The sequence below is a fragment of the Nonomuraea longispora genome (assembly GCF_004348345.1).
GTDB classification, from domain to species: Bacteria; Actinomycetota; Actinomycetes; order Streptosporangiales; family Streptosporangiaceae; genus Nonomuraea; species Nonomuraea longispora.
The window spans coordinates 34,858-57,925 of the sequence record NZ_SMJZ01000004.1; the positions used below are offsets into that span (position 1 = coordinate 34,858).

Here is a 23,068-nt window from a genome sequence, read left to right on the forward strand (position 1 = left end):
TCCACCGCGTGCGCAGGCTCCCATGCGGTGTCGAGCGCCTGTTCCAGCGCCCTGCGGTCGAGCGAGTACATCGATGTTGTCGTCTCCGGGGTCAATCGTCACCCCTCCGGCAGCCCCACGGGGACGGCGTACAGGATGGCCTGAACCGGGCGCGCGCCCCCTGCCGGCGACGTACCGCTCCTCCGATAGCGCTCAAGCACAGCGAACATGTCGCGGCCGAACTCACGGAGCTGGTCCGGCGTCAGCCACAGAAGGTTGCTGGACAGCGTGGAGACGTTGCGCCACTCGTCCGGGAGTCCGTGCCGCCGATCGATGAATGTCTCGATTGTCCGGGCGTCCCTGGCGAGCATCGTCTTGGCGAACGCGTCGGCAGAGCGCGTCGCCGACGAGTCCTCATCGGGGCGGTGGACGTACGTGGCTCGCCGCATCGCCAGCCGCCACGGCCGCGCACGCCCCTTTCCTCCGCCGGTCTCCTCGACCACCCCATATTTGGCGAGCAAATGCAGATGATAGGAGCACACCTTCGGGGCCAGTCCCAGGAGTTCGGCCGCGCGGCTCGCGGTCACCTCCCCGTTCAGTTCGAGAAGGCGCAGCAGCTCCAGCCTCACCGGATGGGCGAGGGCACGCAGGGCACGCGGGTCGGTCTCTGGTTCGCTATGTGAACCACTGTTCCCGGAAGGCATGTTCCGATGCTCGGGGATGTTCCGTGGGCTGTCAACCTAGGTGCGCCTCGGCTTCAAGCAGGGGCTCGGCTGGCCTTCCCTCGGAGCGTGGAGATCGAAAAAGGGAGAGGTTTGGTCGCGGCAGCAGTCACGCGGCGGCGCTTTGATCCGGAGTTCCGGGCCTGGCAGACACCCGCGAGACCTGCGGCCGAGCGGATGAAGTGCAGGTCCACCACATCCGCAAGCGCGTCGGCCTCGGCATCCCCGGCCCACTCCCGCCCCCACCGGGCCAAGGCCATGGCCAACGAGCGGCGCAAGAGCCTCGTGCTCTGCACCGCCTGCCATGACCACATCCACAGGATTTGTTGGACAGCGGCGGCCGATCGTAGGGCAGTCGCGGCTCCTCACCGACCATGGTCAACGCGCCGGTGAATTCTTTACGGCGCAGGGTTTCGGCGGCGGCGGTCAGACCCGCCGCCGAAGCACCTACGACAACGATTCGAGATGCTGGTTCACGACGGGGTCAGCGTGATCGCCAGGGCTGGGCAGATGCGCGAGGCCTCCCAGACGTCCTCCTGTAGCCCGGGTTCCGGGCTGTCTTGCAGGAGCACGACGATGCCGTCGGCGTCGCGTTGGTCGAATACCTCAGGTGAGGCGAGTACGCATTGCCCGGAGCCGATGCAGGCGTGTTGGTCGATGGTGATCTTCATGTGTTTCTCCTTGTGTGATTCACCAGGTGACGGGTAGTTCGCGCACCCCGTAGAAGACCGCGTTCTCCTTGAACGTCAGCTGTTCCAGAGGTACGGCCAAGGCCAGCGTGGGGATGCGTCGATACAGGGTGCTGTAGACGACTTGCAGTTCCACTCGGGCGAGTGGCTGGCCCAGACACTGGTGAGCGCCGAACCCGAAGGCGACATGGTGGCGGGCCTCGCGGCGGACATCGAGGGTCTCCGGGTCGGGGAAGGCCGAGGGGTCGCGGTTAGCGATGCTTTTCACCGCGATGATGCCGTCGCCTTTGCGGATGAGCCGGCCTCCGATCTCGAGATCTTCCCGCGCGACGCGGCGGGCTTCGGTATGGGTGATGGACAGGTAGCGCAGGAGCTCTTCGGCGGCGTTGGTCACCAGCGCGGGGTCGCCGCCGTCGCGGACCGCGCTCAACTGGTCCGGGTGCGCCAGCAGTGCGGTCGTGCCCAGCGCGATCATGTTCGCGGTGGTGTCGTGCCCGGCCACCAGAAGCAGTTGACCCACCGTGGCGATCTCACGCCGGGTCATCGCGCCGGTCCGGTACTGCTCGACGGCCAGTCTGCTGAACACGTCGTCGCTCGGCTCGGCATTCTTCTTGTCCACCAGTTCCTCCAGGTAGGCGTTCAGTTCCTGGCTGGCGGCCATGGCCTGTTCAGGGTCGGGTTCGTCCATGACGAGCGTGCGGGACACTCGGTGGAAGAGGTCGCGGGCCGTATAGGGCGAGCCCAGCAGTTCGCAGATCACCAGTGAGGGAACCGGTAGCGCGAACGCCTCCACCAGGTCTACTGGATTCGGGCCGGCGAGCATCTCATCGATGAGGTCGTCGACGATCCGCTGGATCCGGGGCCGCAACGCCTCCATCCTTTTGATCGTGAAGTCCGAGGTCAGGAGCCGTCGCTGGGCGGTGTGCTCCGGCGCGTCCATCTGCATCAGCGTCTTCATGTGTGCGTCGCGTGCCTTGCTCACCGCGTTGGTGTGTGGGAAGCCGGGTTGCGTCACGTCGACGCTGACCCGCGGATCGGCGAGCAGCGCACGCACATCCGCATGGCGGGTGACCATCCACGGGGTGCTGCCATCCCACAGTCTCACTCGTGAAACCGGCGCTTCTTCGAGTCGTCGGCCCAACTCCGGCGACGGGTCGAAGGGACACCCCGTCGCGCGGGCCATCGGAAAGGTCGGCATCTCTGGTAGGGCGTCAGCCATGGAAATCTCCTCGCATCGATGCGGTCATGGGGTGATCCCGGGCGCGTCGTGAACAGGCCATCGGAAACCCGAGCCGGTCATCCCCGGGGGTGGACGTCATGTCGGTGGGTCGCGAGTTACGAGCCCTGTTGAAGCGGAGCATGGCCGGCCGGCTCGGCGGGCTCCGGGCGGCTCGAACGGTTCGCCGCGCGTGCGGTGATGGCGCCGGTCGCGCAGATGATCGCGAATCCGAACAGCACGTACCGTGCCGAGTCGAGCATCGACGGGTCGCCGAGGTTGACCAGGACTCCGGCCACGGCCGTGCCGAACGCGATCGACAGACTCGTCACGGCGGCGATCGCCGCGGCGGCCCTCCGCCCTTCCTCCGGATCCTGGGTGCTGGACATGGCGGCCACGGACAGGTGCGGGTAGGCCAGGCCGATGCCGGAACCCGCGATGAACAACACCGGCACCCAGATGAGTACCAGCCAGGTCGGCGTGTCCTCGCGTTGCAGCAGTCCCTGGAGGAGGAAGCCGGACGCCAGGAGCAGCGGGCCGATGACGCGCAAACGGCGTACCGTGCGCTGTCTGGTGGCCGATGAGCTGCCCAGCTGGGTCAATGACCAGCCGAGCGAGATGGCGGCCCCGAACAGGCCGGCCGCGAGCGGGGGCAGCCCGCCCAACTGCTGGCCGAACAGCGGGACGAACGACTCGATCGCGACACCGAAGGCCAGTAGTCCGAGCGTCAGGTAGATCCACTTCAGTGGCGAGCCGGCCTGGTAGGTCGTGCGGGGGAGGACCCGCAGCTCGCTGCGCCGTTCGTAGGCGACGAAGGCGGCCATCAGCAGCAGTGCCACCACGATGCCGCTCACCATGGCCATGATGCCGGGCAGTACTCCGGCCAGGCTGACAGCCGCGGTGGCCGCCGTGACCAGCAGCAGCGACACGGCTGGGACCGGCGCGCGCGCGTCGCTGCGTTCGCCGTGCGGTAGCACCCGGGGCACGATCGCGCAGCAGGCCGCCGCTATCGCCGCCATCGCCACGAACGCCAGGCGCCACGAGCCGAGCTGTGCGAACAGGCCGCCCAGCGCCGGGCCGACGAAGTTGCCGACGCCGTACATCGCTGACATCAGGGCGTTGCCGCGGGTCCACAGTCGGCTCGGCAGGGCCGAGCGGATGACGGCGAACCCCAGCCCGGACAGCACCCCCGCCCCGAATCCCTGGACGCCGCGGCCGGCCAGCAGTACCGGCATCGCCGGGCTCGCCGCACAGGCCAGCGAGCCCACCAGGAACACGGCGAAGCCGAGGCGGTAGGCGCCGACGTTCCCCCACCGGGCCAGGAGCCGACTGACCAGCATCGTCGCGATCACCATGGCGACGAGGTAGATCGTCATGTTCCACGCGTAGAAGCCGGCACCGCCGATGTCGGCCACCGCGGTCGGCAGCAGCGGCCAGCGCGATGGCCGCGCTCCAGAGTGCCGCCGCCGCGAAGCTGGATCCCGCGGGCTGCCCGGCCAGCAGCGCGCGCAGGGCTTCGATGACCGGTGTGAACGGGGGCGGCACTGGCGGGGGCCAATGATCGAGTGATCTGTGTTCCCTATTGATCGGCTGAGAGGCGTCACTGTTCATGGTCGCCCGGGGCGTAGCGGCTCCATGGGCTTCCGACTGGCGGATCGCTGCCGAGCGTCCCGGACCGGCGAGGATGCCGAGCTCGCTCAGGCGTGACTGGATGGTTGGTCGGCGTGGTGGTGTTCGGTCTGGCCTGCGAGTAGTCGAGCAGGAGTCCGGCGAAGGGTTCGGGGACGGGTGATGGCGGATCCCCGAGGCTTTGGAGAACTGGGCTCCGTCCGCCTGCACTCTGCCCACCGCCGAGCAGCCGCTGCGCGTGGCCGAGTTGGCATAGCAGATGCGCGGCAGGAGCACCTCGTTGAGGGGTCAGGTGTCTGAGTCGCGCGGGGCCAGTCCGTGCTCGTAGGCATAGATGACGGCGCGGACCCGAGTGGGCAGCCCGAGCTTACGCAGGAGGCTGGCGACGTGGGTCTTGGCTGTGCCCTCCTCGATGGTCAGGGCCTGGGCTATTTCCGCGTTGCTCAGCCCTCGGGCCAGTTGCCGAAGTACCTCGAGCTCACGAGTGGTGAGCCGTTGTTGCGTGTCCGTGGCGTGCACGGGCGACAGTCTCGCGAAGCGGTGGATCAGCCGGGTGGTGACCTGCGGGTCCACCAGCCCGTGCCCGCGGTGTAGCGCCCGCACCGCCTGCAGCAGCAGCTCAGGGTCGCTGTCCTTGAGCAGGAATCCCGCAGCGCCCGACTGGAGCGCTCCGAACAGGTACTCGTCGGTGTCGAAAGTGGTGAGCGCGAGCACCCTCGGTGGTGCCTCCACGTCGGCGAGTTGCCGGATCGCGGAGATCCCGTCGACATACGGCATGCGCAGGTCCATCACCACCACGTCGGGACGCCGCCACAGCGCCTGGTGCACGGCCTCGGCTCCATCGGCCGCCTCACTGACCACCTCGATGTCGGACTCGCCGTCCAGCGTCACGCGTAGTGCGTCGCGTACGGCCGGCTGGTCATCGGCGATCACCACCCGAATGATCACAGCACACTCCTCATCCAGGTCGGCCGGGCCAGCATGCGATGCACCCCATGATGCCGGACTGTCGATGTCGAACCATCCGTCATCCGGTCGCTCACGTCGGGTTCTCCGCAGCGCTGGAGGGCTGTGCCTGACCCTTCGGTGATGCCGGACCCTTCGCGATCGGCACGACGGCCTCCACCAGCCAGCCGTGCTGGGGGACCGGGCCTGCCGTGAACGTTCCCCCATGCTGGTGTACGCGTTCGCGCATGCCCCTGATGCCTCGCCCCTCCGCTCCGGCAGGGCCGCGGCCGTTGTCCGTGATCGACATCGTCACCGCGGTCCGGCTGCGCCGCACGCGCACCTCCACCTTGGTGGCACCCGAATGGCGGGCGGCGTTGGTGAGCGCCTCCTGCACGACGCGGTAGACCGTATGACCCACGCCGGGCGGCAGCGGGACACCGGGGCCGACGCGGTGGACCGATATCCGCAGGTGCGGAGTGGAGAGCCGCGCGGCCAGGTTCTCGATCTCTTCCAAGCCCGGTGTGGCGGGCGCCTCGCGCAGGGTGTCGAGCAAGGCGCGTACCTCTTTCAGCGCGGCGGAGGACAACTCGGCGATGGTGCCCAGTGCTCTGTCGGCGGTCGGCGCCTGGCCGCGCAGGGCACGGCGGATGGCGGTGGCCTGCATGTGGATCGCGGTGAGGTGGTGGCCGACGCTGTCGTGTACGTCGCGGGCGAGTACGGCGCGGTCCTCGGCCATGGCGCGCCTGGCCTCGGCGTGGTCGAGCCGCGCCGCCTGCGCGACCCGCTCACCGCGCAGCCGCAGGGCGTGGCCGACGGCGACCGGAGCCACGCCCATGATGACCAGGTCGGTGACCACGGACAGGCCCTTGTAAGCCTGCGGTATGAACAGGCCGTAGCCGATGGTCCAGACAATGGACAGGCTCATGACCAGCCATGGGCGGCGCGGCACGTGGAAGGCCGCCGCCCCGAACATGACCATGGTCACCAGCCGGCCAGGCCAGCCCGGTATCACCAGGCCGAGCAGAGCTATCGCTGCCGACAGCAGCGCCCCCGGCAGAGGGAAGCGCGCGCGCAGCGTCAAAGGCAGGGCTGCGGCGAGGCTGGCGCCCGCCAGGAGGGGCAGCCCGGGTCGCGGTGGCCCGCCGTCGAGCATGGCGAAGGCGGTGAGCACGGCCGTGGCCGCGAGCACGAGCAGCCCCTCTCTGACGTACACGTCGGCTACGCTACTTCGCCGGTCCGCAGGAGGCGCCGCGCGGCGGCATCTTGCCCGTGGTCAGGTAGCGGTGCACGTACTCGCGTACGCACGGGTGGCCGGAGAAGTAGAGGGCATGTCCTCCCACAGCCTTCAGGTAGCGGGCGCGGGGAAGCTGGTCGGCCAGTCGGCGGCCGTCGGCGGCCGGGCTGTTGTCGTCGTGTTCGCCGTTGGCGATGAGCACAGGCGGCAGGCCCGGCGCCTTGATGGGACGGGGCGCGTATGTCCTGGTCGGGGGCAGGCCCGCGCAATGGTTGGCCATCGGCCACACCATCCGCCATCCGATGTGAGGCGTATCGCGACGCAGCGTGGTCTCCAGCTTCTTGAGCTTGTCGTAGCCCGGGTAGGGCAGATCGGCGCAGAGGATGACGCGCGACAGGTTGGGGTCCGGCGCTCCTTCCACCTCGGCGAAGAACGAGGCGTCACCGGCCTGTGCCCGCGCGAGTCCGGCGGCCAGGCGCTCCCAGGTGGCCTCGTAGGTGAAGTTGGCGCGGGAGGCGATCTGGGTGTCGCTGATGCGCACCTCGGGACCGGCCTCGGGCGCGGGGATGGGCTCGCGGCGGGCCTTGTGCATTACCTTGTCCCAGACGGCCAGGGGGTCCTTGCCGTGCAGCGCGCAGGTCGTGGTGCTCTGACACCAGGCGGCGAAGCGTTCGGTGTTGCCTTCCAGGGCCTGGGCGCGCCGGCGAAGCCACTCATGCAGGTCAGGTGTGGTGTGGTCCCACACGCTGTCGAGGTACATCCGGCCGACCTTGTGGGGGAACAACTCGGCGTAGGACTGCCCGAGCACGGTGCCGTGCGAGTTGCCCACGTAGGTCAGTTTGGCCAGGCCCAGGGCCTTTCTGATCGCCTCCATGTCGTGTGCGATCTGCCAGGAGTTGAGGTTTCCCGACAGTGGCCCGGCTTCCTTGGCGCACGCTTGCCCGAACGTGCGATTCTTCGCACCGTATGCGTCGTAGGCCGACTTGCTCGGAAACACCCATTCGGTGGCGAACGGTGCGTGGATGGGGCAGTTGATGGCAGTGGACTTGCCGAACCCCCGCGGGTCGAAAATCACCACGTCGAACCATTTGGTCAGATCTGCGAAGTACTTCTTTCCTTGGCGGAGAAGCGTGATCTGCTCGCCAGGGCCACCGGTGTTGACCAACACCACGCCCTTCTTGCCGGCCTGATCCTGGGCGGGCAGCTTGGCGAGGCCGATCGTGACCTTCGGCCCTGATCCACGGGCCCAGTCGGCCGGCACCTGGATCTGCTCGCACTGCAGACCGTCTCCGCAGCCCTGCCACGACAGCGGCGTGGTCGTGACCGGGGCGATGGCGGTGACCGCGCCGATGACGAATGAGGCAATCATGTTCATGCCGGAAGGATCGCGGGGGTCGTACCGATCGCGCGTCCCCCTTTCTGTATATCTTTGCCGGGAGAGCGACGGGGATGTCCGCCTACGCCTCCCGGGTCCGCGCCTTCCTGGCCTGGCTGGACAGCGCCGACCTGGACAAGGCCGACCCACTCGCCGACCCACTCGCCGACCCGCACGGCCGCGGCTTCGCCGTGCGCGACTACAAGACCCAACCTCAAGACGGTGGCCAAGCGGAAGGCCAACACCGTCAACGCCCACCTGACCGCGCTCGACCACTTCTTCGCCCACCGCGGCATTCGCAAACTCCAGCCTAGTAAGGCTAGGCTAAGCTTAATTGAAGCTGGACGAAGGGGTGCCATGACGGACAACACCGCGGCAACCGAGGGCCTCATGAACGAGCGGGGCCGCCTCATGCAGCTCGTCTTCGGCACCATGGCTGCGCAGACCCTTCGCGCGGCCGTCGAGCTGAAGATCGTCGAGGTAATAGGCGAGGAGGAACGCACGGCCGAGGAGGTGGCACGCGACTGCGGCACGCAGCCCGTCACGACGCTCCGGCTGCTGCGCGCCCTAGCCGGTCTCGGGCTGCTGAGCGAGACCGGCACCGGCGCGTTCACCGTCGCTCCGGCCGGTCTGCTGCTGGACGAGCGCCGGTCCGACTCCCTCGCCTCGCTCATCTGGACCTTTTCCGACCCTTTCATGACCCGCGCCTGGGAGCATCTCGCCGACAGCGTCCGCACCGGCCAGACGTCCTTCGACAAGGTCTTCGGCGCCGGTTTCTTCACCCACCTCGGACGTCGGCCGGACCTGTCGGCCAGGTTCAACGCCGCGATGAGCCAGGGCAGCCGCGCCACCGCTGACGCGCTTCCCGCCCACTACGACTTCGGCCGCTTCAGCACCGTCGTGGACGTTGGCGGCGGCGACGGCACCGTCTTGGCCGCCATCCTGAAGGCTTACCCGGCGCTGCACGGCGTGCTCTACGACACCGCCGAGGGCATGGCCCAAGCCGCGGGCACCTTCGAACGGGCCGCCGTCACCGACCGGGCCGAGCAGGTGGCGGGCGACTTCTTCGTCTCCGTGCCCCCAGGAGGGGACCTCTACCTACTCAAGAGCGTTATCCACGACTGGAACGATGAGCAGTGCGCCGGCATCCTGCGGCGCTGCGCCGAACGGCTACCCGCACACGGCCGCGTCCTGATCATTGAGCCCCTGCTTCCGCCACAGGCCGGACAGGTCAAAGGCGGGCTGGCCTACCTCAGCGACCTCAACATGCTGGTCAACGTCGGTGGCAGAGAAAGGACCCCGGAGGAATTCGAGAACCTGTGCCACCTCGCGGGCCTCTCCACCCCCGTGATCACCACGCTCCCCCAGCCCCACGCGTTCGCCATGATCGAGGCAGCCGCCAAGGGTTGACCCGGCGGAGACCAGGTCGACTCGGCCGGGCCGCGACCCCACCCGCCGCCTCAGAGTCGGCCAGTACCCCTACGGCGTTCTGCAACCGCTGCTCGCCAATGACATCGATCGATCCGTCCAGGCCGCCACTACCCCGGCGGCCCGGGTCATGATCGCGCTCGCCGGAGTCCACGCCGCCCCCGAGTCCTGGACATTGCGTGCGATCGCGCCGGTAGGTGCCATGCCAGGGCCGGCGGGAGGGGGAGTGGGCAGCAGTATCCCGCAACCCGTCGCGGTGCCCCGACAGCAATCACCAGCCCGGGCCTGCCTCCGGCTGACAGAACAGGCCTGTCAGCCGGGGCGGCGGAGGGTGCGGCGCACGGCCAGGCCGCCGAGGGCCGCCGACGCGAGCGCCAGGATCCCTGCCTCGGTCCACTGGAAGCGCCAGAACCTGGACGGCGGATGGTAGTACACCGCGTACCGGTAGCCCTTGCCGAACAGGCACGCCTGCCACGCCTCGGCATTCTTGCTGCTCTGCCCCACGTCCACCCGACGCGGGCAGCCGCTGTCGGCCGGCTCGGCGACCTCCCTCCCGGACGGCTCCACCCAGGCGGCGCTCACCAGCCGGGCGTCGGGATCGTCCAGCAGCACGGTGCCGGACAGCTCGGTACGCGCCGGCTCGGCGTAGTGGTCGCTCAGCTGGAACAGCGTCAACATCGACACCGCCACACCGGCCACGACCAGCACCATCGCAGGCAGCGTACGCCGGAACAGGGTGCCGGCCGCGGTGCCGAGCACGAACGCGTATAGCCACCACGCCGCCGGCTCCACCCCGACCATGTTGAACACGCCGATGTTGCCGAACGTGGAGTCGACCCCCGTCCTGAACACCGGCCGCCACAGGCTCACCATGAGCGACAGCAGCAGCCCGCCCGCCACGACCGCTGCGCCCAGGAGCGACAGCTTGACTGCCAACCACTGCCAAACGGGCACGGACTGGGTCCAGGCCAGGCGGTGGGTGCCGCGTTCGTACTCGCGGCCGAGCAGCGGCGCGCCCCAGAACGCCCCGATCAACGCGGGCGCCACCAGCGGCATCCAGCCGAAGATCGAGTAGACCGCGTCGTAGCGCTGCCCGAGCGCCACCGCCAGGTCTCCGCACGCCACGGCGGCCCCGGGACAGCCGGGCGGGGCATGCTCGGCCACGTACCGGCTCGCCTCTACCGCCGAACCCAGCAGCAGCACCCCCAGCAGCGCCAGGAAGGCCGCCGTCACGAGGATCTGTGCCCGGTGCTGGCGCCAGGTCACCCAGATCACGCGCCCACCCCCGTCAGTCCCGGTAGCGCCGCCGACTCGGGGCTGCGCAGGTAGCCCATGACGAGCTCCTCCAGCCCGGGCCGCCGCGCCTGCCAGCGCGGATCGAGCGGCGGCGCGCCCCTGACCAGCATGCTGACCTGCCTGCCGGCACGGCTCGCGCCCACCACCTGCGCGCCCGCCGCCGATGCCGCGTCCGGCCCGGTGAGCACGAGATGCCCGTCGAGCAACTCCTCGATGCCACCACTGACCTGCAGCCGGCCCCCGTTCAGCACGACCAGCCAGTCGCAGGTTTCCTCTAGGTCGGAGACGACGTGCGAGGACAGCAGCACGGTCAGCTCCTGTCCGGCCATCTCCGCCATGATCGAGCGCATCACGTCGTGGCGGGCGAGCGGGTCGAGGTTGGCCAGCGGTTCGTCCAGCACGAGCAGGTCGGGCCGGCAGGCCAGCGCCAGCGTGACCGCCACCTGCGCCTGCTGCCCGCCGGACAGCCCGCTCACCTTCCGCTTCAGCGGGATGCCCAGCCGGGCGAGCCGGTCGGCAGCCGCGGCGTCGTCCCAGCGGGTGTTCATGCGGCGGCCGAAGGCGAGCATCTCGGCGACGGTGAAGCTCTCGTACAGCGGCTTGTCCTGTGCCACGAACGCCGCCTCGCCGGCCACGCGGACGCTTCCCAGCGCCGGCCGCAGCAGGCCTACGGCCGCGTGCATGAGCGTGGTCTTGCCCGCGCCGTTAGGCCCGACGAGCGCCGCCACGCGCCCGGTGGGCACGGACAGCGAGCAGTCGCGCAACGCCCACGTGCGGCGATAGCGGACTCCCAGCCCGGTCGCCTCCAGCGCGGGACTCATGCCACACCCTCCTTCGCGGCGTCGGCCAGGACCACGGTGAACAGCGCCCGCAGGTCCTCCTGATCGAGCCCGGCCGCGCGGGCGTCGCGCACCCATCCCTCCAGACTGCGCCGCAGCCGCGTGTGCTCGGCGAGCGTCGCACCCGCGATGCCCTGCCGGACGAACGTCCCCATCCCCGGCCGCCCCTCGACCAGCCCTTCGCGCTCCAGCTCCCGGTACGCCTTGAGCACGGTGTTGGGATTGATGGCCAGGCTCTCGACCACCTCGCGGGCGGTCGGCAACTGGTCGCCGGGCCGCAGCGTACCGAGCCGGAGCGCTTGTTTGACCTGGTGAACGAGCTGAAGGTACGTCGAAACCCCCGAGCCGCGGTCCAGGTTGAACTCGATCAACCAAAGCACCCTTTCACTATTCGAATAGTGAAAGGATGTTGGATTTGAACGCTCATTGTCAACGGCCCAGTGCTCCCGAAGCTGCGCCGAGCCGCAAAGTAGCTGAGAGTAATCGTCTTCACGCTCTGCGAGCGTCTCGGGCTTTCAAATAACGATCGTTTTCTGTAGATCATGAAATTGGCTTCGGAACCGGCCCTGGGGCCGTCAAGAACCCCTTCAACAAACCGGACCTCGGCGTACGGCTGTTCACCCGCGCTCCGCGCGGCGCCGAGCTCACCATCGACGGGCAGGCGTTCCTGCCCCACGCCCGCGAACTGCTCCGGGCCTGCGCCCGGCGCGGCAGGCAGGAGTCAGCTGCAGCAGCGGCCGGAACCCGCGCCAGCAGCTGCTCGCGCTCGGCCCGCCTCCAGGGCCGTCGCGCCGCTGTTGTCGAGCTGGTCGGTGACGGCCAGCAGCTCGCCCATCTCCTCATTTCTGAGAACACGCAGAGCCACCGTGGCCACGCAGAGCCAATTGCGTTCGCAGCGACTCGAGCAGCGGCGTCGATGTCCAGTCGCCGGGTCGAGGGGTTGGTGATGGTCAAGGGCTGTGGCGCTTCACCGGGTGATCGGTTGGCTGGTGAGCAGGGGTCGGACCTTGGTGAGCATCAGGTCGAGGAATTGGTCGGGGTGGCGGAAGGAGGCGAAGTGGCTTGCGTCCTGGATGAGGGTGAAGTCCTTGACCGGCGCGGTGACGTCGTTGAAGAACCGCCGGACCGGCTCGGGCGGGGTGATCACGTCGTGCTCGCCCTGGAAGATGAAGAACGGGATGGCGAACGTGGTGCCTTCGGCCCATTCGTCGATGGTCGCGGACTCGGGCGCGACGCGCTGGGAGAAGGTCATGGCCTTCGTGTAGGCGGGCAGTTCGCGCAGGGAGTGCAGGGGCGAGGACAGCAGGGAGCCGACCACGACGGTCTTGACGGTGTCGAAGGTGAGCGGGTCGGAGCCGACGGTGTGCTTGTTGTACTGTGACCAGTCCTCGACGCTCCAGGCCGACTTGTCCGGGCCCATCGCGGTGACGGCGGCCAGTTCCTTGCGCTTGCCGGCCGCGTCGAGCCGGTCCAGTAGCGCGCGGTAGGCGGCGTGGTCGCGGCCGCCGGCGTTGATGTTCTGGTCGGTGCCGACGTAGGCGCCGTACAGCTCCGGGTGGTTGCGGGCCAGGCGCAGCCCGACGAAGGAGCCGAAGGAGCAGGCGAGCAGCACGACTTTGTCGACGCCGAGGCGGGCGCGGATGTGCTGGGTGACCTCCAGCGCGTCGTGCTCGAGTCGCCGCAGGCTCATGTCGCCCTGTCCATCGGCGCCGCTGTGGCCGAAGGTCTTGCCGGCTCCGCGCATGTCCCACCGCACGATCGTGAAGTGCCGCTCCCAGGCGCGGGTGCGCGAGGCGAAGATCAGGTTGGTGGCGCCAGGGCCGCCGTGGAGTTCCAGGATCACCGGGTTGCGGTGGTCTTCGCCGCGGATGGAGATCCATTGGTCGATGCCGCCGATGCGGGCGAAGCCGGACTCCTCGACGCCGTACGGGCTGGTGATGCGCAGTCGTTTGGCGTGGGCGGTGCGCCTGAGCCGACGGTAGCCGAACAGGCCCGCGGCGGGGACGGCGATGACCGCGCTTGCGGTTGCGGCGACGGCGATGCTGAGCATCTGTTACTCCTCTAAACTGTTTATGTTCTAAACAAGATGTTTACGCTATATACAGTGGTGGGAGGGTGTCAACCGACGCCCGCGAACGACCTCACCAAGAGGAGCGACCATGGCCAGGGCAGCCAAGCCGCGCGAGAACAAAGACAAGAAGGCGCGCGACCTGCCGACGGGCATCGCGCTGCTGTGGGGCGAACAGGACCAACCCGCCCGCGGACCCAAGCCCAGCCTCACGCCCCAGCGCATCGCCCAGGCCGCCGTGACCCTCGCCGACGCCGAAGGGCTGGAGACCGTCTCGATGAACAGGGTCGCCGCCGAATTCGGCGTCTCGGCCATGGCCCTGTACCGCTACGTGCCCGGCAAGACCGAACTCGTCGAGTTGATGGTCGAAGCCGTCCTCTCCGAACCTCCCGACCTGTCGGCCGCCAGCTCCGGCTGGCGAGCTCGGCTTTCCACGTGGGCCCACCGCCAGTGGGCGGTCTACCAGGCCCACCCCTGGCTGCTGGCCGCCACCGCCATGCGCCGGCAGATCATGGGCCCCCACCAGCTCGCCTGGATGGACGCCGCACTTGCCGCCCTGGAACCGACCGGCCTGACCGCCGGCCAACGCCACCAGGTCTTCCTCCTGGTCGCTGGGCAGGTACGCAACCTCGCCCAGCAACGGGCCGACTTCGACGAGGACCACAACCGCGAATGGGGCCGCCTGACCAGCGAACTACTCAACCGCCACAGCGATCGCTTCCCCGCCCTGACCAAGGCGATCGCCGACGGCGCATTCACCCCCACCGAGCTCGATCCACTCGACTTCGGCCTTGATCGCATCCTCGACGGCGTCCAGGTGCTCATCGACCGCGCCTAGCGAGCACCACCCCCCTACGATCGCTGACCCGCTGACGCAGCTGCGGCGCAGGTGAACGACGGCATCCGTCGGCAGCCCGAGCCGAGCGACAAGAACTCGCGCAGACCAACGTGATTTGGGCTCATCAGCGTGACTCTTGGTCCCTGTAGCGCCAAGATCGGGTCCGATCCTCCCCGGAGGCCCACAGCGCCTGCCACGCCGCCGGCAGATCGCCGTGGTGCTCGCGTACTCGTGGCCGACCTGCAGCGACACGAACCGCTCGGGCGTCCATCTCCTGGACCGTCAGCACGGTGCGGCGCTGGGCGGGCTGCCGCGTGAGGCCTTGCCGTAGCGGACGTATAACCCGCCAAACTGCCGGAACTGGGGCATTTTCGGGGGGCGCCGCAGATCTCCCAGATCCAGCATGCGGGCCTCGTTGCGGCGCAGGCCGAACGCGTAGATGGTCTTGAGCAGGGCTGCGTCCCGCCGCGCGGTGAGGCTGCCTTTGCGACCGAGGGCCTGGGTCTGCTCGACCCGTGCGTCGACGGCGTCGAACAGGGCCTGGACCTCATCGAAGGTCAACGGGCGCCGTCCCGGCTGCCCCTCGTACTCGGCGACGTGCGCGACCCGGTTGTCCTCGGTGAAGATCTGCTGCGGTGTCACCCCGAAGCGGCGTTCGCACTTGGTGAACTCCAGCAGCCGCCGCCCCAGTGGGTACCGCTCTCCACTTGCCAAGTATTAAACATACGTTTAAATTCCTAAACATGTGTTCAGCATCGCCGGACCTGACCGCCCAGGCCAAGATCCGCAACGCGGCCATCGCACACTTCGCTCGGGACGGCTTCCAGAAGGCCAACCTGCGCGCCGTCGCAGCCACCGCCGGAGTGAGCCCCGGCCTGGTCATCCATCACTTCGGCAGTAAGGAAAGGCTCCGGAGCGTCTGTGACGACCACGTCCTGCGCATCTTGATCCAGCGGGCCGACAACGCCCGGCCCAGCGGCATGCAGGACCTCTTTCGCGAATACCTATCCAACCCGGAGGAATACCGCCTCCAGGTGCAGTACATGCTGCGTGCGATCGAGGAGGACACCCCCGCCGCAGCCACGTTCGTCGACACGCTGGTGGCGGAGTCCGAGGAGATCCTGCGGGCCGGTATCGCCGACGGCTCGATGCGACCTTCCTCGGACGTGCGGGCGCTGGCGGTGCTAACCGTGCTCAACAGCGTGGCCACGCTCACCATGCCGCCGCCCCTGGCGCGGGCGCTGGGCTACGAGCGGTTCGGCCCCGACCTGCTACGCCGCCTCGCCCTGCCCACGCTGGAGCTCTACACCCACGGGCTGTTCACCAACGACACCGCGCTGAAGGCAGCCCGGACCGCGCTGGATGAGTCACCACAGAAAAGGGACTGACACGATGGCCATCACCCTCCCCGACCTCACCCCGCTGGAGAACACGCTCTGGCTGACCCTGGCAGGCAAGGCGCTCGACTACCAGGCCAAACACCCGATCCTGCACGACAAGACCGCATACGACATCGTCAGGAAGCTCGACTACGACGCCGGGCAGTTCAAGCTCTCCGCCAGCCCCGTCGTGGGCATCGCGCACCGCTCCCTGGTCATGGACAACATCGTGCGCCAGTTCATCGCCAAAAATCCCGACGCCGTCGGGCTCGACCTGGGCGCCGGACTCGACACCCGCGTCTACCGCGTCGACCCGCCCACCACCGTCGAGTGGTACGACGTCGACCTGCCCGGCGTGGCCAAGACCAGGCAACTACTACTCCCCGAACGCCCCCACCTCCACACCATCGGCTCCGACCTCAACGACCCCCGATGGATCAGCGAAGTCCCCGCCGACCGCCCCGCCGTGATCGTCGCCGACGGCCTGATCGGGTTCCTGTCCAAGGAGGAACTGGCCACGCTCCTCGACCGCCTCATCCGCCACTTCCCCGCAGGCGAGATCTGCTTCAACGGCTACACGAGGTTCCACGTCTGGGCGGCCAAGAAGTACGCCGGCACCCAGTCCGTCGTCCCCTTCCTGAGGTCTCCCGGCTTCGACACCCCGCAGGACATCGAGCGCCTGGAACCCCGCCTGAAGCTGGTACGCGAAATTCTGCTGGGCCGCGAGCCCGAAGTAGCCGACTACCCGTGGACGACCCGCCTGGCCAACTTCCTGACCGCCTGGAGCATCTCCATCTCACGCAAGGGCACCGCCGTTCAGCACTACCGCTTCTAGGGACTCCAGAGGCACCGAGGTGACCGCCGAGGACCGGCGGCTGCTGGAGGATCGTGGGCGCTTCCTGGCGGGCGGCCCAACAGCCGGCCGTCGCCCAGGCGTTCACCGGACACCGATGGGAGGCGCCGCGGTTGCTGGCTGCGATGCCGGAGGCGGACGACTTCTACTTGGCCCTCCGTTCCCGAAGCTGGCCCCAGCCCAAAGTAGCTGAGTGAGTGATAACGATCACGGATCGTGGTCGTTCGAACTGTGACCACTCCAGTTCACGCAGGGAGCTCATGCGCCACGACCCGGCCATCAACTACGGCGACATCGAGGTTCCGCCGGCACAACCTGGTGAGTTCCTGCTGATGGACGAGCCGCGGCAGGGGCACTACCGTAAGCCGCTGGTGGGCAAGTTCACCGTACGGCGGATGCGGCTGCTCACAGCGATAAGGATCTGATGACCGGTCCTGCTGGTCGCCGGGCTCGACACCACCGCGAACATGCTGGCCCCGAGAACTTTCGCGCTGCTGCAAAATGCAAGAGGAGAAAGGTGGCGCCGGGTGGAAGCGGTCAGCCCGCATTGGCCACGTACTGCTGGACCGGACGGCATCGGCGACGCGGTCACTCTCGCCGCCGATGCCGTCCAGAGATATCCCGGCGTTCCTTCCCCAACAGGGGATGGAAGCGCGCGGCTGTCACTTCTCGATGGGGATGCCCTCCAGGAGGCCGAAGCCGCCGCCGTTGAAGGTCAGCTCCGTGGTCTCCTCGGGAGGGGCCGGGATGTAGAAGTAGCCGTACTGGGTTGACCCCGAGGCCAGCGCGGCTGGCCAGAGCCGTGAGCCCACGCGGTCCACGTAGGACTTCTCCTGGCCGTTGTACACCTGGGGGTAGATGGTTCCGGTCTTCGGTTCGAAGGCGCTGAACTCGAAGGAGCCTTCGGTGCCGAAGGGGTTGTTCCCCGGCAGGTCGTCGCCCTGGTGGGTGGTCCGGAACCGCGCCACCAGGTATGCGCCGTCCCGGTAGAACGGGTAGACCTGCAGCTTCCAGGAGTGTTCCTGGTTTCCGCTGAAGAAGTATTTCTGGTCGAAGGTGGCTTCGGCGGCGGGCTTGGCGTGGGTGAGGGAGTGGAAGCTCGCGGGCGGCGCGGCGTCGGCGGGGTTGACGGTGAGCGTTTTGGTCTCGGTCTCCGGTTCGTCCTCGGGCTCGGGTTCGGCTGCCACGTCCTTCTTGAAGGTGTAGGAGATCTCGACGCGGCGGTTCTGGGAACGGGCCCAGGCGTCGTCGTCGCCGCCTTCGGCCTCGGCAGGGTCGGTGGAGCCTTTGCCTCGCGTCTTGTACTCGTAGTCGGAGCCGAGTTCGGTTGCGAGCAGGTCGCGTACGGCGTCGGCGCGGTCCTCAGAGAGGGTCTGGTTGTAGCGGTCGGTGCCGACTCCGTCGGTGTGGCCGGTGATGGTGATGGGCGGCTTGTCAGGGTCGGCGCGCTCGCGGGTCTCCTTGATGACGTCGCCGAGGACGCCCTTGGCGTGCCTGCTCAGGTCGGCCTTGTCGAAGGCGAAGAGCACATCGGCGCGCAGCGCCACCGTTTCGCGGTCGGAGTCGGTCTCCCGGCGGCCGACCACGGTCTCCACCTGGGAGACGAGCTTGGTGATGACCGGCTCCTCGTCTGGTTCGCCGGTGGTGACCGGGACCATGACGTTCTCGCCCTTGCGCGGCCATCCCTCGGCGCGTTCCTCCGGCAGGGCCGACGGATAGTTCTGCGGTTTTCCCTGCACGACCGGGACACCGGCGAACTCGCCGATGCCGCCGGGGCCCTCGACGGTGACCCGCTGCGGGGATCCCTCCAGCGGCGGCAGGAAGGCCACCAGCGTGTAGGTGACGCCGGGCTGCCAGAGCTCCTCTTCGTAAAAGTCCCAGATGTCGGAGCCGATTTTCTCGTACGGCGTGTAGCGCAGTTGCTGGACCGGGTCCAGGACGCGGAAGAAGTGCTGGACGCTCATCGCGTTGTCATTCTTGCCGACGTCCGCGATAGGCCGGTCCGCGAGGCTGGTGTACTCGACGGTGAGCCTGGTCATGCCGTCGACCGCGGCGAGTTCGGCGATCTTCACGCGTGCGTTCTGGTGAGCGCTCCAGCTTCCGACGAACCCCTCCTTGACGAATGCGGCCGCGGGGGCGCTGCTGCTGTCAGTGCTCTGCTTTGGTTTGGGCGTCCCGGACGCGGCGGGTTCGTCGTTTCCTCCGGCGAGGCCGCATCCTCCCAGCGTCAGTGCCGCTAGGGCGGACATCACGGTCGTCGAGGTGGTGCGCCTCACAAAAACTCCACTTCATCCGGTATAGGGCTAACCGGCTACTAACGAAGACGGTGACCATACCGTTCACTGTCGGAAACTTTGACACCCAAGCCTACGTCCAGCCCGCGCACTGTCGCGGGGCATGCAGGAGGTATCGCTGGGCGAGCGGCCGCCGATCTGGACGTGGCGGCGGGTCCTGCCCGTCGTGGGCGGCGACGGACAGCGCGTGGCGCGGCCGTCGCAGGTCGACCTCCTCCAGTTCAATGACGCGCCCCGAGGTGCTCTCGTCGCAGATGGGCGACCGGGGCCGGGGCAGGAGGGCACGGGCGAGCGCCGCGCGCTGGAACTCGCCGCCGGACAGGCGGTGCGGGCGGTGCCGTTCGCCTTGAGATGCTCGGCTGGTACGAAGCACCCCAGATCCGTGCGGCTGACTGAACACTCCGGGCGTGAATGGGAAGCCGACACTACGCCAGATCGAACCTACCAAGACCTACTGTGCCGGCCGGGTCAAGGTCTGCGGATGATGCGGCCGGACTGGATGACGTATTTCGGTGGACGGGTGCCGATGATTTCGGGGTCCTCGGCGGCATCGCCCTCATAGATCACGAGGTCGGCCAGCTTGCCCGGCTCGATCGTGCCGACCCTGTCGGAGATGCGCAGGAGTTCGGCATTGACGCGTGTGGCCGACTCAATGGCGTTGGCGAGGCCGATCTCCTTGGCCATCAGGTAGATCTGGCGGGCCCTGGTGCGCTGCTCAGTACCGATGAGGTCGGCGCCGGAGCCGAGCGATACCCCCAGGTCGTGCAGCATCGTGAGGGAGCGGCGTTGTTCGGTGTGCAGGTGGTCGAGGTCGTCGAGTAGATGGTCAGGCACGCCCCAGGCGGCGGGGTCGGAGGCGAGGATCTCGTCTACCGCGAGCGTCGGCACGACGGTGGAGCCGCTGCGCTGCAACGCGGACGCGGTTTCCTCATCGATCATCGACGCGTGTTCGAAGGAGCGGACGCCGGCTTCCAGGGCGCGCAGCAGGCCGGTGTCGGTGTGGGCGTGCACGGTGACGTACGAGCCGTGGCTCTGGGCCTCGTCCTGGGCCGCGCGGATCTCCTCGACGGTGAACTGGGGTGACTCCAGCGGGTCGCCCTCGGACAGGACACCGCCAGTCACGAACATCTTGATCTGGGTGGCGCCGCGGCGGAACTGGTTGCGCACGGCGGCTCTGACCTGGTCGGGGCCCGTGCACAGGGCGTGATTGCGGACCAGGCCACCGCCAAGGCCGGGATTGTCCGGCTCGTCGGAGAACTTCGGCCGCATGTCGCCGTGCCCACCGATTTGCGAGAGGATCTGCCCGCTCGGATGTACGCGCGGGCCATTTATCAGGCCGGCCTTGATGGCCTTGAGGACACCGCCGTCGATGCCGCCGAGGTCGCGCAGGGTCGTGAAGCCCTGGTCGAGGGATTCTCGCAGGTTCCTGAAGACATAGCCCGCCTGCTCGGCCGCCGACCAGGACGCCTGGCCGTACAACGAGAGCAAGCCCACGTGCGCGTGCGCGTCGATGAAACCGGGCAGTACGGTATGCCCGTCGAGGTCGAGCACCTCGTCGGCGGGTCCTGAGCCTGTGTCGATGACGTCGTCGTGCAGCCGGAGATCGGCACGGTGGGGGTCGCGGCCGGTCGAATCGAAGACCGTCGCGCCGCGCAGTCCGATGACGCTCATCAGTTGTTCCTCCATGGGTCGGGGATCGCGCCCAGCAGTCGCTTGGTGTGGGGGTGCACCGGATTTTCGAAGAGGTCCTCCGGCGTGCCGTACTCGACGATCCGCCCTTCGAACAGCACCGCGATGCGGTCGCAGAAATATCTGGCCACTGCCAAGTCATGCACGATGAACAGGTATGCGGTGCCCAGCGCGAGTTGTTCCTCGCGTAGCAGGTCGAGCACTTGGGCGCGGACTGACACGTCGAGCGCGGAGATCGGCTCGTCCAGAACGGTCAGGGCGGGGCCGAGAATGAGCGCCCGCGCGATGGCGACCCGCTGCCGCTGGCCGCCTGACAAGTTGCGTGGCACCCGTTCCAGGTATTCCGTGCCCAGACCCATACCGTCGAGCATCGCGGCGGCGCGTGTTCGGGCAGCGGCGCGGTCGGCGAGCCCGTGGACGATCAGCGGCTGGGCCACGATGTCCTGGATCTGCATGTGCGGGTCGAGCGAGCTGAACGGATCCTGGAACACCATCTGGATGTCGCGGCGCAGCTCACGCAGGCGCTTTGATCTGGCGCGGCCGAAGTCGGCCCCGGCCAGTTCGACGGTGCCGCCCGACGGGGTCTCCAGCCGGATGATGGTCCTGGCCAGGGTGGACTTGCCCGCGCCCGACTCGCCGACGATGCCCACGGTCTCCCGCGCGTGGATCGCCAGGTCCACGTCCTCCAGCACGGTCGTCCTGCCGTACTGCTTGCGCAGGCCGGTGACGCGCACGACCGGCTCTGTCTCCACCTGGTAGTCGAACTCGGGTCCCGGCCTGCGGTCGCCGGCGCGCGGGATGCAGTCGAGCAGGTGACGGGTGTAGTCCTCGCGTGGAGCGGAGAAGAGTTGCCGTGCGGTGCCGGTCTCGACGATCTCCCCGGTCTTCATCACCACGACCTCGTCGCAGAACTCCGCGACGACGCCGAGATCGTGGGTGACCAGGATGACCGACATGCCGTGCCGGTCCGCGGTCGTCTTGAGCAGGTCGAGCACCTGGGCCTGGGTGGTCACGTCGAGCGCGGTGGTCGGCTCGTCCGCGATCAGGACGTCGGGTTGGTTGGCGATGGCGATGGCGATGAGCACTCGTTGGCGCATGCCGCCGGAAATCTCGTGCGGGTACTGCTCAAGCCGGCGTTCGGCGTCGTTCACGCCGACCTCGTTCAGCAGCGTGACGCACCGTTTCCGCACCTCGGGCCTGGGCAGCTTCTTGTCGTGCTGGACGATCACCTCGGCGATCTGCTTGCCGATCCGTTTGACCGGGTCCAGGGAGGTGAGCGGGTCCTGGAACACCAGGGAGACGACCCTGCCGCGCAGGTCATTCATCTCCTTGTCGGTCCGCTGGACCACGTCGGTGCCGAGCAGCGTGATCCGCCCGTCGGTCACCCTGCCCTCAGATGGCAGCAGCCCGAGTATCGCGCGGGCGATGGTCGATTTGCCGGAGCCTGACTCGCCGACGACGCCAAGGCGTGAGCCGCGGCGTAGCTGGAAGGAGACACCGTGCACGACCTCCGTGCCGCCGTACGCGACGCGCAGCCCGTCGACGTTCACTACTGTTGCGCTCTGTGTCATTGCGCCGCTCCGGAGGTACGCAGGCGGGCGTCGATCATGCGGTTGACCGCATCGCCCACGAGATTCCCGATGACGTAGAGGATCGCGCTCAGCAGAATAAAGCTCTGGACCAGCGCGAAGTCCTGGGACGAGATGCCCTCGGTGAGCATGGCGCCGACGCCTGGCCAGTTGAACACCGTCTCGACCAGCACGCTGCCGGTGATCATGGTGGCCAGGATCAGCCCGCACGAGCTCACGGTGGGCAGGAGACTGTTGGCCAGCACATGGCGGACGTGAGTGGGCCAGGCCGCCACGCCCTTGCTGCGTACCACCAGAATGTAGGGCTGGACCGCCGTGTCGGCCATGTTCGCCGTCAGCAGCCGCGTGAGGAACGCCCACGGCAGCAGCGCCAGCGACAGAACGGGCAGCACGAGGTGGGCGGCCGAGTCGCTGACTCCGATGATGTCGCCTTGGAGGGCGAAGTCGATCGTGTGGAAGCCGGTCACGGACGGCGGCGGCACAAGTTGCGGCGACAACCGGCCGCTCGGCCCCGGCCACCATCCGAGTTGGGCGGAGAACACGACGATGAGCACCAGCCCCACCCAAAAGGGCGGGCTGCCGAGCCCGACCAGGGCGAACAACCGCACCAGGCCACGCCGCAGCCCGGGGCGGAAGCTCGCCACACTGGCGCACACCAGCGCGCCCACGATGGCGAGCAGGAAAGCGTAGAGGGCAAGCTCGAACGTGGCGGCAAGGCGTGAGGTCAGCGCGGTGCGCACCTGTTCGCCCACCGAGAAGGAGTAGCCCCAGTCGCCCCTGACGAAGTCCCAGAGGAACAGGCCGTACTGTGCGAAGAACGGCTCGTCGAGCCCCAGACCGCGCCGGGTCGCCTCGATCGTCTCCTGGCCGGCGAGTGGCCCGGCGATCAGGCGGGCGGGGTCGCCGGGCAGCGCGCGGAGCACGACGAACGAGACGAACGACGCGAGCACGATGGTGACCACGCTGGCGGCCAGTCGTTGGCGGATGTCACGGAACACGCGGC

Annotated in this window: 22 protein-coding genes and 1 pseudogene; 5 read left to right on the forward strand and 18 right to left on the reverse strand. The window is 68.3% G+C overall.

Annotated elements, in window-relative coordinates; genetic code table 11:
- Positions 1 to 98 precede the first annotated feature (98 nt).
- The 7 genes from E1267_RS02035 to E1267_RS02070 all read right to left on the reverse strand — a co-directional run bounded on the left by E1267_RS02035 (position 99) and on the right by E1267_RS02070 (position 7,792).
- Entirely contained in the window at positions 99 to 608 is a 510-nt protein-coding gene (locus tag E1267_RS02035) for a helix-turn-helix domain-containing protein (protein ID WP_220448970.1), read from the reverse strand.
- Between the two features lie 566 nt (positions 609 to 1,174).
- Positions 1,175 to 1,372, reverse strand: a complete 198-nt coding sequence (locus tag E1267_RS02045) for a ferredoxin (protein ID WP_132329055.1) — start codon at positions 1,370 to 1,372, stop codon at positions 1,175 to 1,177.
- A gap of 19 nt (positions 1,373 to 1,391) precedes the next feature.
- On the reverse strand, positions 1,392 to 2,609 hold the full coding sequence (locus tag E1267_RS02050; protein WP_132329057.1) for a cytochrome P450: 1,218 nt from the start codon (positions 2,607 to 2,609) through the stop codon (positions 1,392 to 1,394).
- A gap of 116 nt (positions 2,610 to 2,725) precedes the next feature.
- Entirely contained in the window at positions 2,726 to 4,210 is a 1,485-nt protein-coding gene (locus E1267_RS02055; RefSeq protein ID WP_425465060.1) for an MFS transporter, read from the reverse strand.
- Positions 4,211 to 4,523: 313 nt separating this feature from the next.
- On the reverse strand, positions 4,524 to 5,183 hold the full coding sequence (locus E1267_RS02060; RefSeq protein WP_342774762.1) for a response regulator: 660 nt from the start codon (positions 5,181 to 5,183) through the stop codon (positions 4,524 to 4,526).
- A 91-nt stretch (positions 5,184 to 5,274) separates the two neighbouring features.
- Positions 5,275 to 6,396 carry a sensor histidine kinase gene (locus tag E1267_RS45475; protein ID WP_132329061.1) on the reverse strand — a complete coding sequence of 374 codons (1,122 nt, stop codon included), beginning with the start codon at positions 6,394 to 6,396 and terminating at the stop codon, positions 5,275 to 5,277.
- 10 nt (positions 6,397 to 6,406) lie between these two features.
- A complete protein-coding gene (locus tag E1267_RS02070) occupies positions 6,407 to 7,792 on the reverse strand; it encodes an alpha/beta fold hydrolase (protein WP_132329063.1) in 1,386 nt (461 codons plus the stop codon).
- A 357-nt stretch (positions 7,793 to 8,149) separates the two neighbouring features.
- Here E1267_RS02070 and E1267_RS02075 point away from each other — a divergent pair, with 357 nt between their 5' ends.
- Positions 8,150 to 9,202, forward strand: a complete 1,053-nt coding sequence (locus E1267_RS02075; RefSeq protein WP_220449302.1) for a methyltransferase — start codon at positions 8,150 to 8,152, stop codon at positions 9,200 to 9,202.
- Positions 9,203 to 9,532: 330 nt separating this feature from the next.
- On the opposite strand, the gene E1267_RS02080 is transcribed toward E1267_RS02075, so the two are convergent.
- The 5 genes from E1267_RS02080 to E1267_RS02100 all read right to left on the reverse strand — a co-directional run bounded on the left by E1267_RS02080 (position 9,533) and on the right by E1267_RS02100 (position 13,405).
- Positions 9,533 to 10,495, reverse strand: coding sequence for an ABC transporter permease (locus E1267_RS02080; protein ID WP_132329065.1), 963 nt, complete (start codon positions 10,493 to 10,495; stop codon positions 9,533 to 9,535).
- Complete coding sequence (locus tag E1267_RS02085; protein ID WP_132329067.1) at positions 10,492 to 11,337, reverse strand: ABC transporter ATP-binding protein; 846 nt, start codon at positions 11,335 to 11,337, stop codon at positions 10,492 to 10,494. The genes E1267_RS02080 and E1267_RS02085 overlap by 4 nt, the downstream gene beginning before the upstream one ends.
- The gene (locus E1267_RS02090) at positions 11,334 to 11,726 is read right to left on the reverse strand and encodes a GntR family transcriptional regulator (protein ID WP_132329069.1); all 393 of its coding nucleotides are present in this window, start codon (positions 11,724 to 11,726) and stop codon (positions 11,334 to 11,336) included. Before E1267_RS02090 ends, E1267_RS02085 begins: the two co-directional genes overlap by 4 nt.
- Before the next feature lie 350 nt (positions 11,727 to 12,076).
- Positions 12,077 to 12,220, reverse strand: coding sequence for a hypothetical protein (locus E1267_RS44010; RefSeq protein ID WP_165959423.1), 144 nt, complete (start codon positions 12,218 to 12,220; stop codon positions 12,077 to 12,079).
- A gap of 102 nt (positions 12,221 to 12,322) precedes the next feature.
- Positions 12,323 to 13,405 carry an alpha/beta hydrolase gene (locus E1267_RS02100; RefSeq protein WP_132329071.1) on the reverse strand — a complete coding sequence of 361 codons (1,083 nt, stop codon included), beginning with the start codon at positions 13,403 to 13,405 and terminating at the stop codon, positions 12,323 to 12,325.
- A 109-nt stretch (positions 13,406 to 13,514) separates the two neighbouring features.
- Here E1267_RS02100 and E1267_RS02105 point away from each other — a divergent pair, with 109 nt between their 5' ends.
- On the forward strand, positions 13,515 to 14,261 hold the full coding sequence (locus E1267_RS02105) for a TetR/AcrR family transcriptional regulator (protein ID WP_132329073.1): 747 nt from the start codon (positions 13,515 to 13,517) through the stop codon (positions 14,259 to 14,261).
- A 282-nt stretch (positions 14,262 to 14,543) separates the two neighbouring features.
- On the opposite strand, the gene E1267_RS02110 is transcribed toward E1267_RS02105, so the two are convergent.
- Entirely contained in the window at positions 14,544 to 14,975 is a 432-nt protein-coding gene (locus E1267_RS02110) for a site-specific integrase (RefSeq protein ID WP_132329075.1), read from the reverse strand.
- 29 nt (positions 14,976 to 15,004) lie between these two features.
- Between E1267_RS02110 and E1267_RS02115 the strand changes: the two genes are divergently transcribed.
- From E1267_RS02115 to E1267_RS02125, 3 genes and pseudogenes are all read left to right on the forward strand, one after another.
- Entirely contained in the window at positions 15,005 to 15,649 is a 645-nt protein-coding gene (locus E1267_RS02115; RefSeq protein ID WP_132329077.1) for a TetR/AcrR family transcriptional regulator, read from the forward strand.
- 4 nt (positions 15,650 to 15,653) lie between these two features.
- Positions 15,654 to 16,475 carry a class I SAM-dependent methyltransferase gene (locus E1267_RS02120; RefSeq protein WP_165959424.1) on the forward strand — a complete coding sequence of 274 codons (822 nt, stop codon included), beginning with the start codon at positions 15,654 to 15,656 and terminating at the stop codon, positions 16,473 to 16,475.
- Positions 16,476 to 16,735: 260 nt separating this feature from the next.
- Positions 16,736 to 16,903 (forward strand): annotated as a pseudogene (locus tag E1267_RS02125) (cytochrome P450); the annotation flags it as partial.
- Positions 16,904 to 17,155: 252 nt separating this feature from the next.
- On the opposite strand, the gene E1267_RS02130 reads toward E1267_RS02125, so the two are convergent.
- From E1267_RS02130 to E1267_RS02150, 5 genes are all read right to left on the reverse strand, one after another.
- Positions 17,156 to 18,565 (reverse strand): OmpA family protein, encoded by a 1,410-nt coding sequence (locus tag E1267_RS02130; RefSeq protein WP_246063350.1) that lies wholly within the window; start codon positions 18,563 to 18,565, stop codon positions 17,156 to 17,158.
- A 295-nt stretch (positions 18,566 to 18,860) separates the two neighbouring features.
- Positions 18,861 to 19,160 carry an ATP-binding cassette domain-containing protein gene (locus tag E1267_RS45480; RefSeq protein WP_220449303.1) on the reverse strand — a complete coding sequence of 100 codons (300 nt, stop codon included), beginning with the start codon at positions 19,158 to 19,160 and terminating at the stop codon, positions 18,861 to 18,863.
- Between the two features lie 95 nt (positions 19,161 to 19,255).
- Positions 19,256 to 20,458 (reverse strand): metal-dependent hydrolase family protein, encoded by a 1,203-nt coding sequence (locus E1267_RS02140; protein WP_165959425.1) that lies wholly within the window; start codon positions 20,456 to 20,458, stop codon positions 19,256 to 19,258.
- A complete protein-coding gene (locus E1267_RS02145; protein ID WP_132329083.1) occupies positions 20,458 to 22,047 on the reverse strand; it encodes a dipeptide ABC transporter ATP-binding protein in 1,590 nt (529 codons plus the stop codon). The genes E1267_RS02140 and E1267_RS02145 overlap by 1 nt, the downstream gene beginning before the upstream one ends.
- Positions 22,044 to 23,063, reverse strand: coding sequence for an ABC transporter permease (locus E1267_RS02150; protein WP_132329085.1), 1,020 nt, complete (start codon positions 23,061 to 23,063; stop codon positions 22,044 to 22,046). The genes E1267_RS02145 and E1267_RS02150 overlap by 4 nt, the downstream gene beginning before the upstream one ends.
- Positions 23,064 to 23,068: the final 5 nt, after the last annotated feature.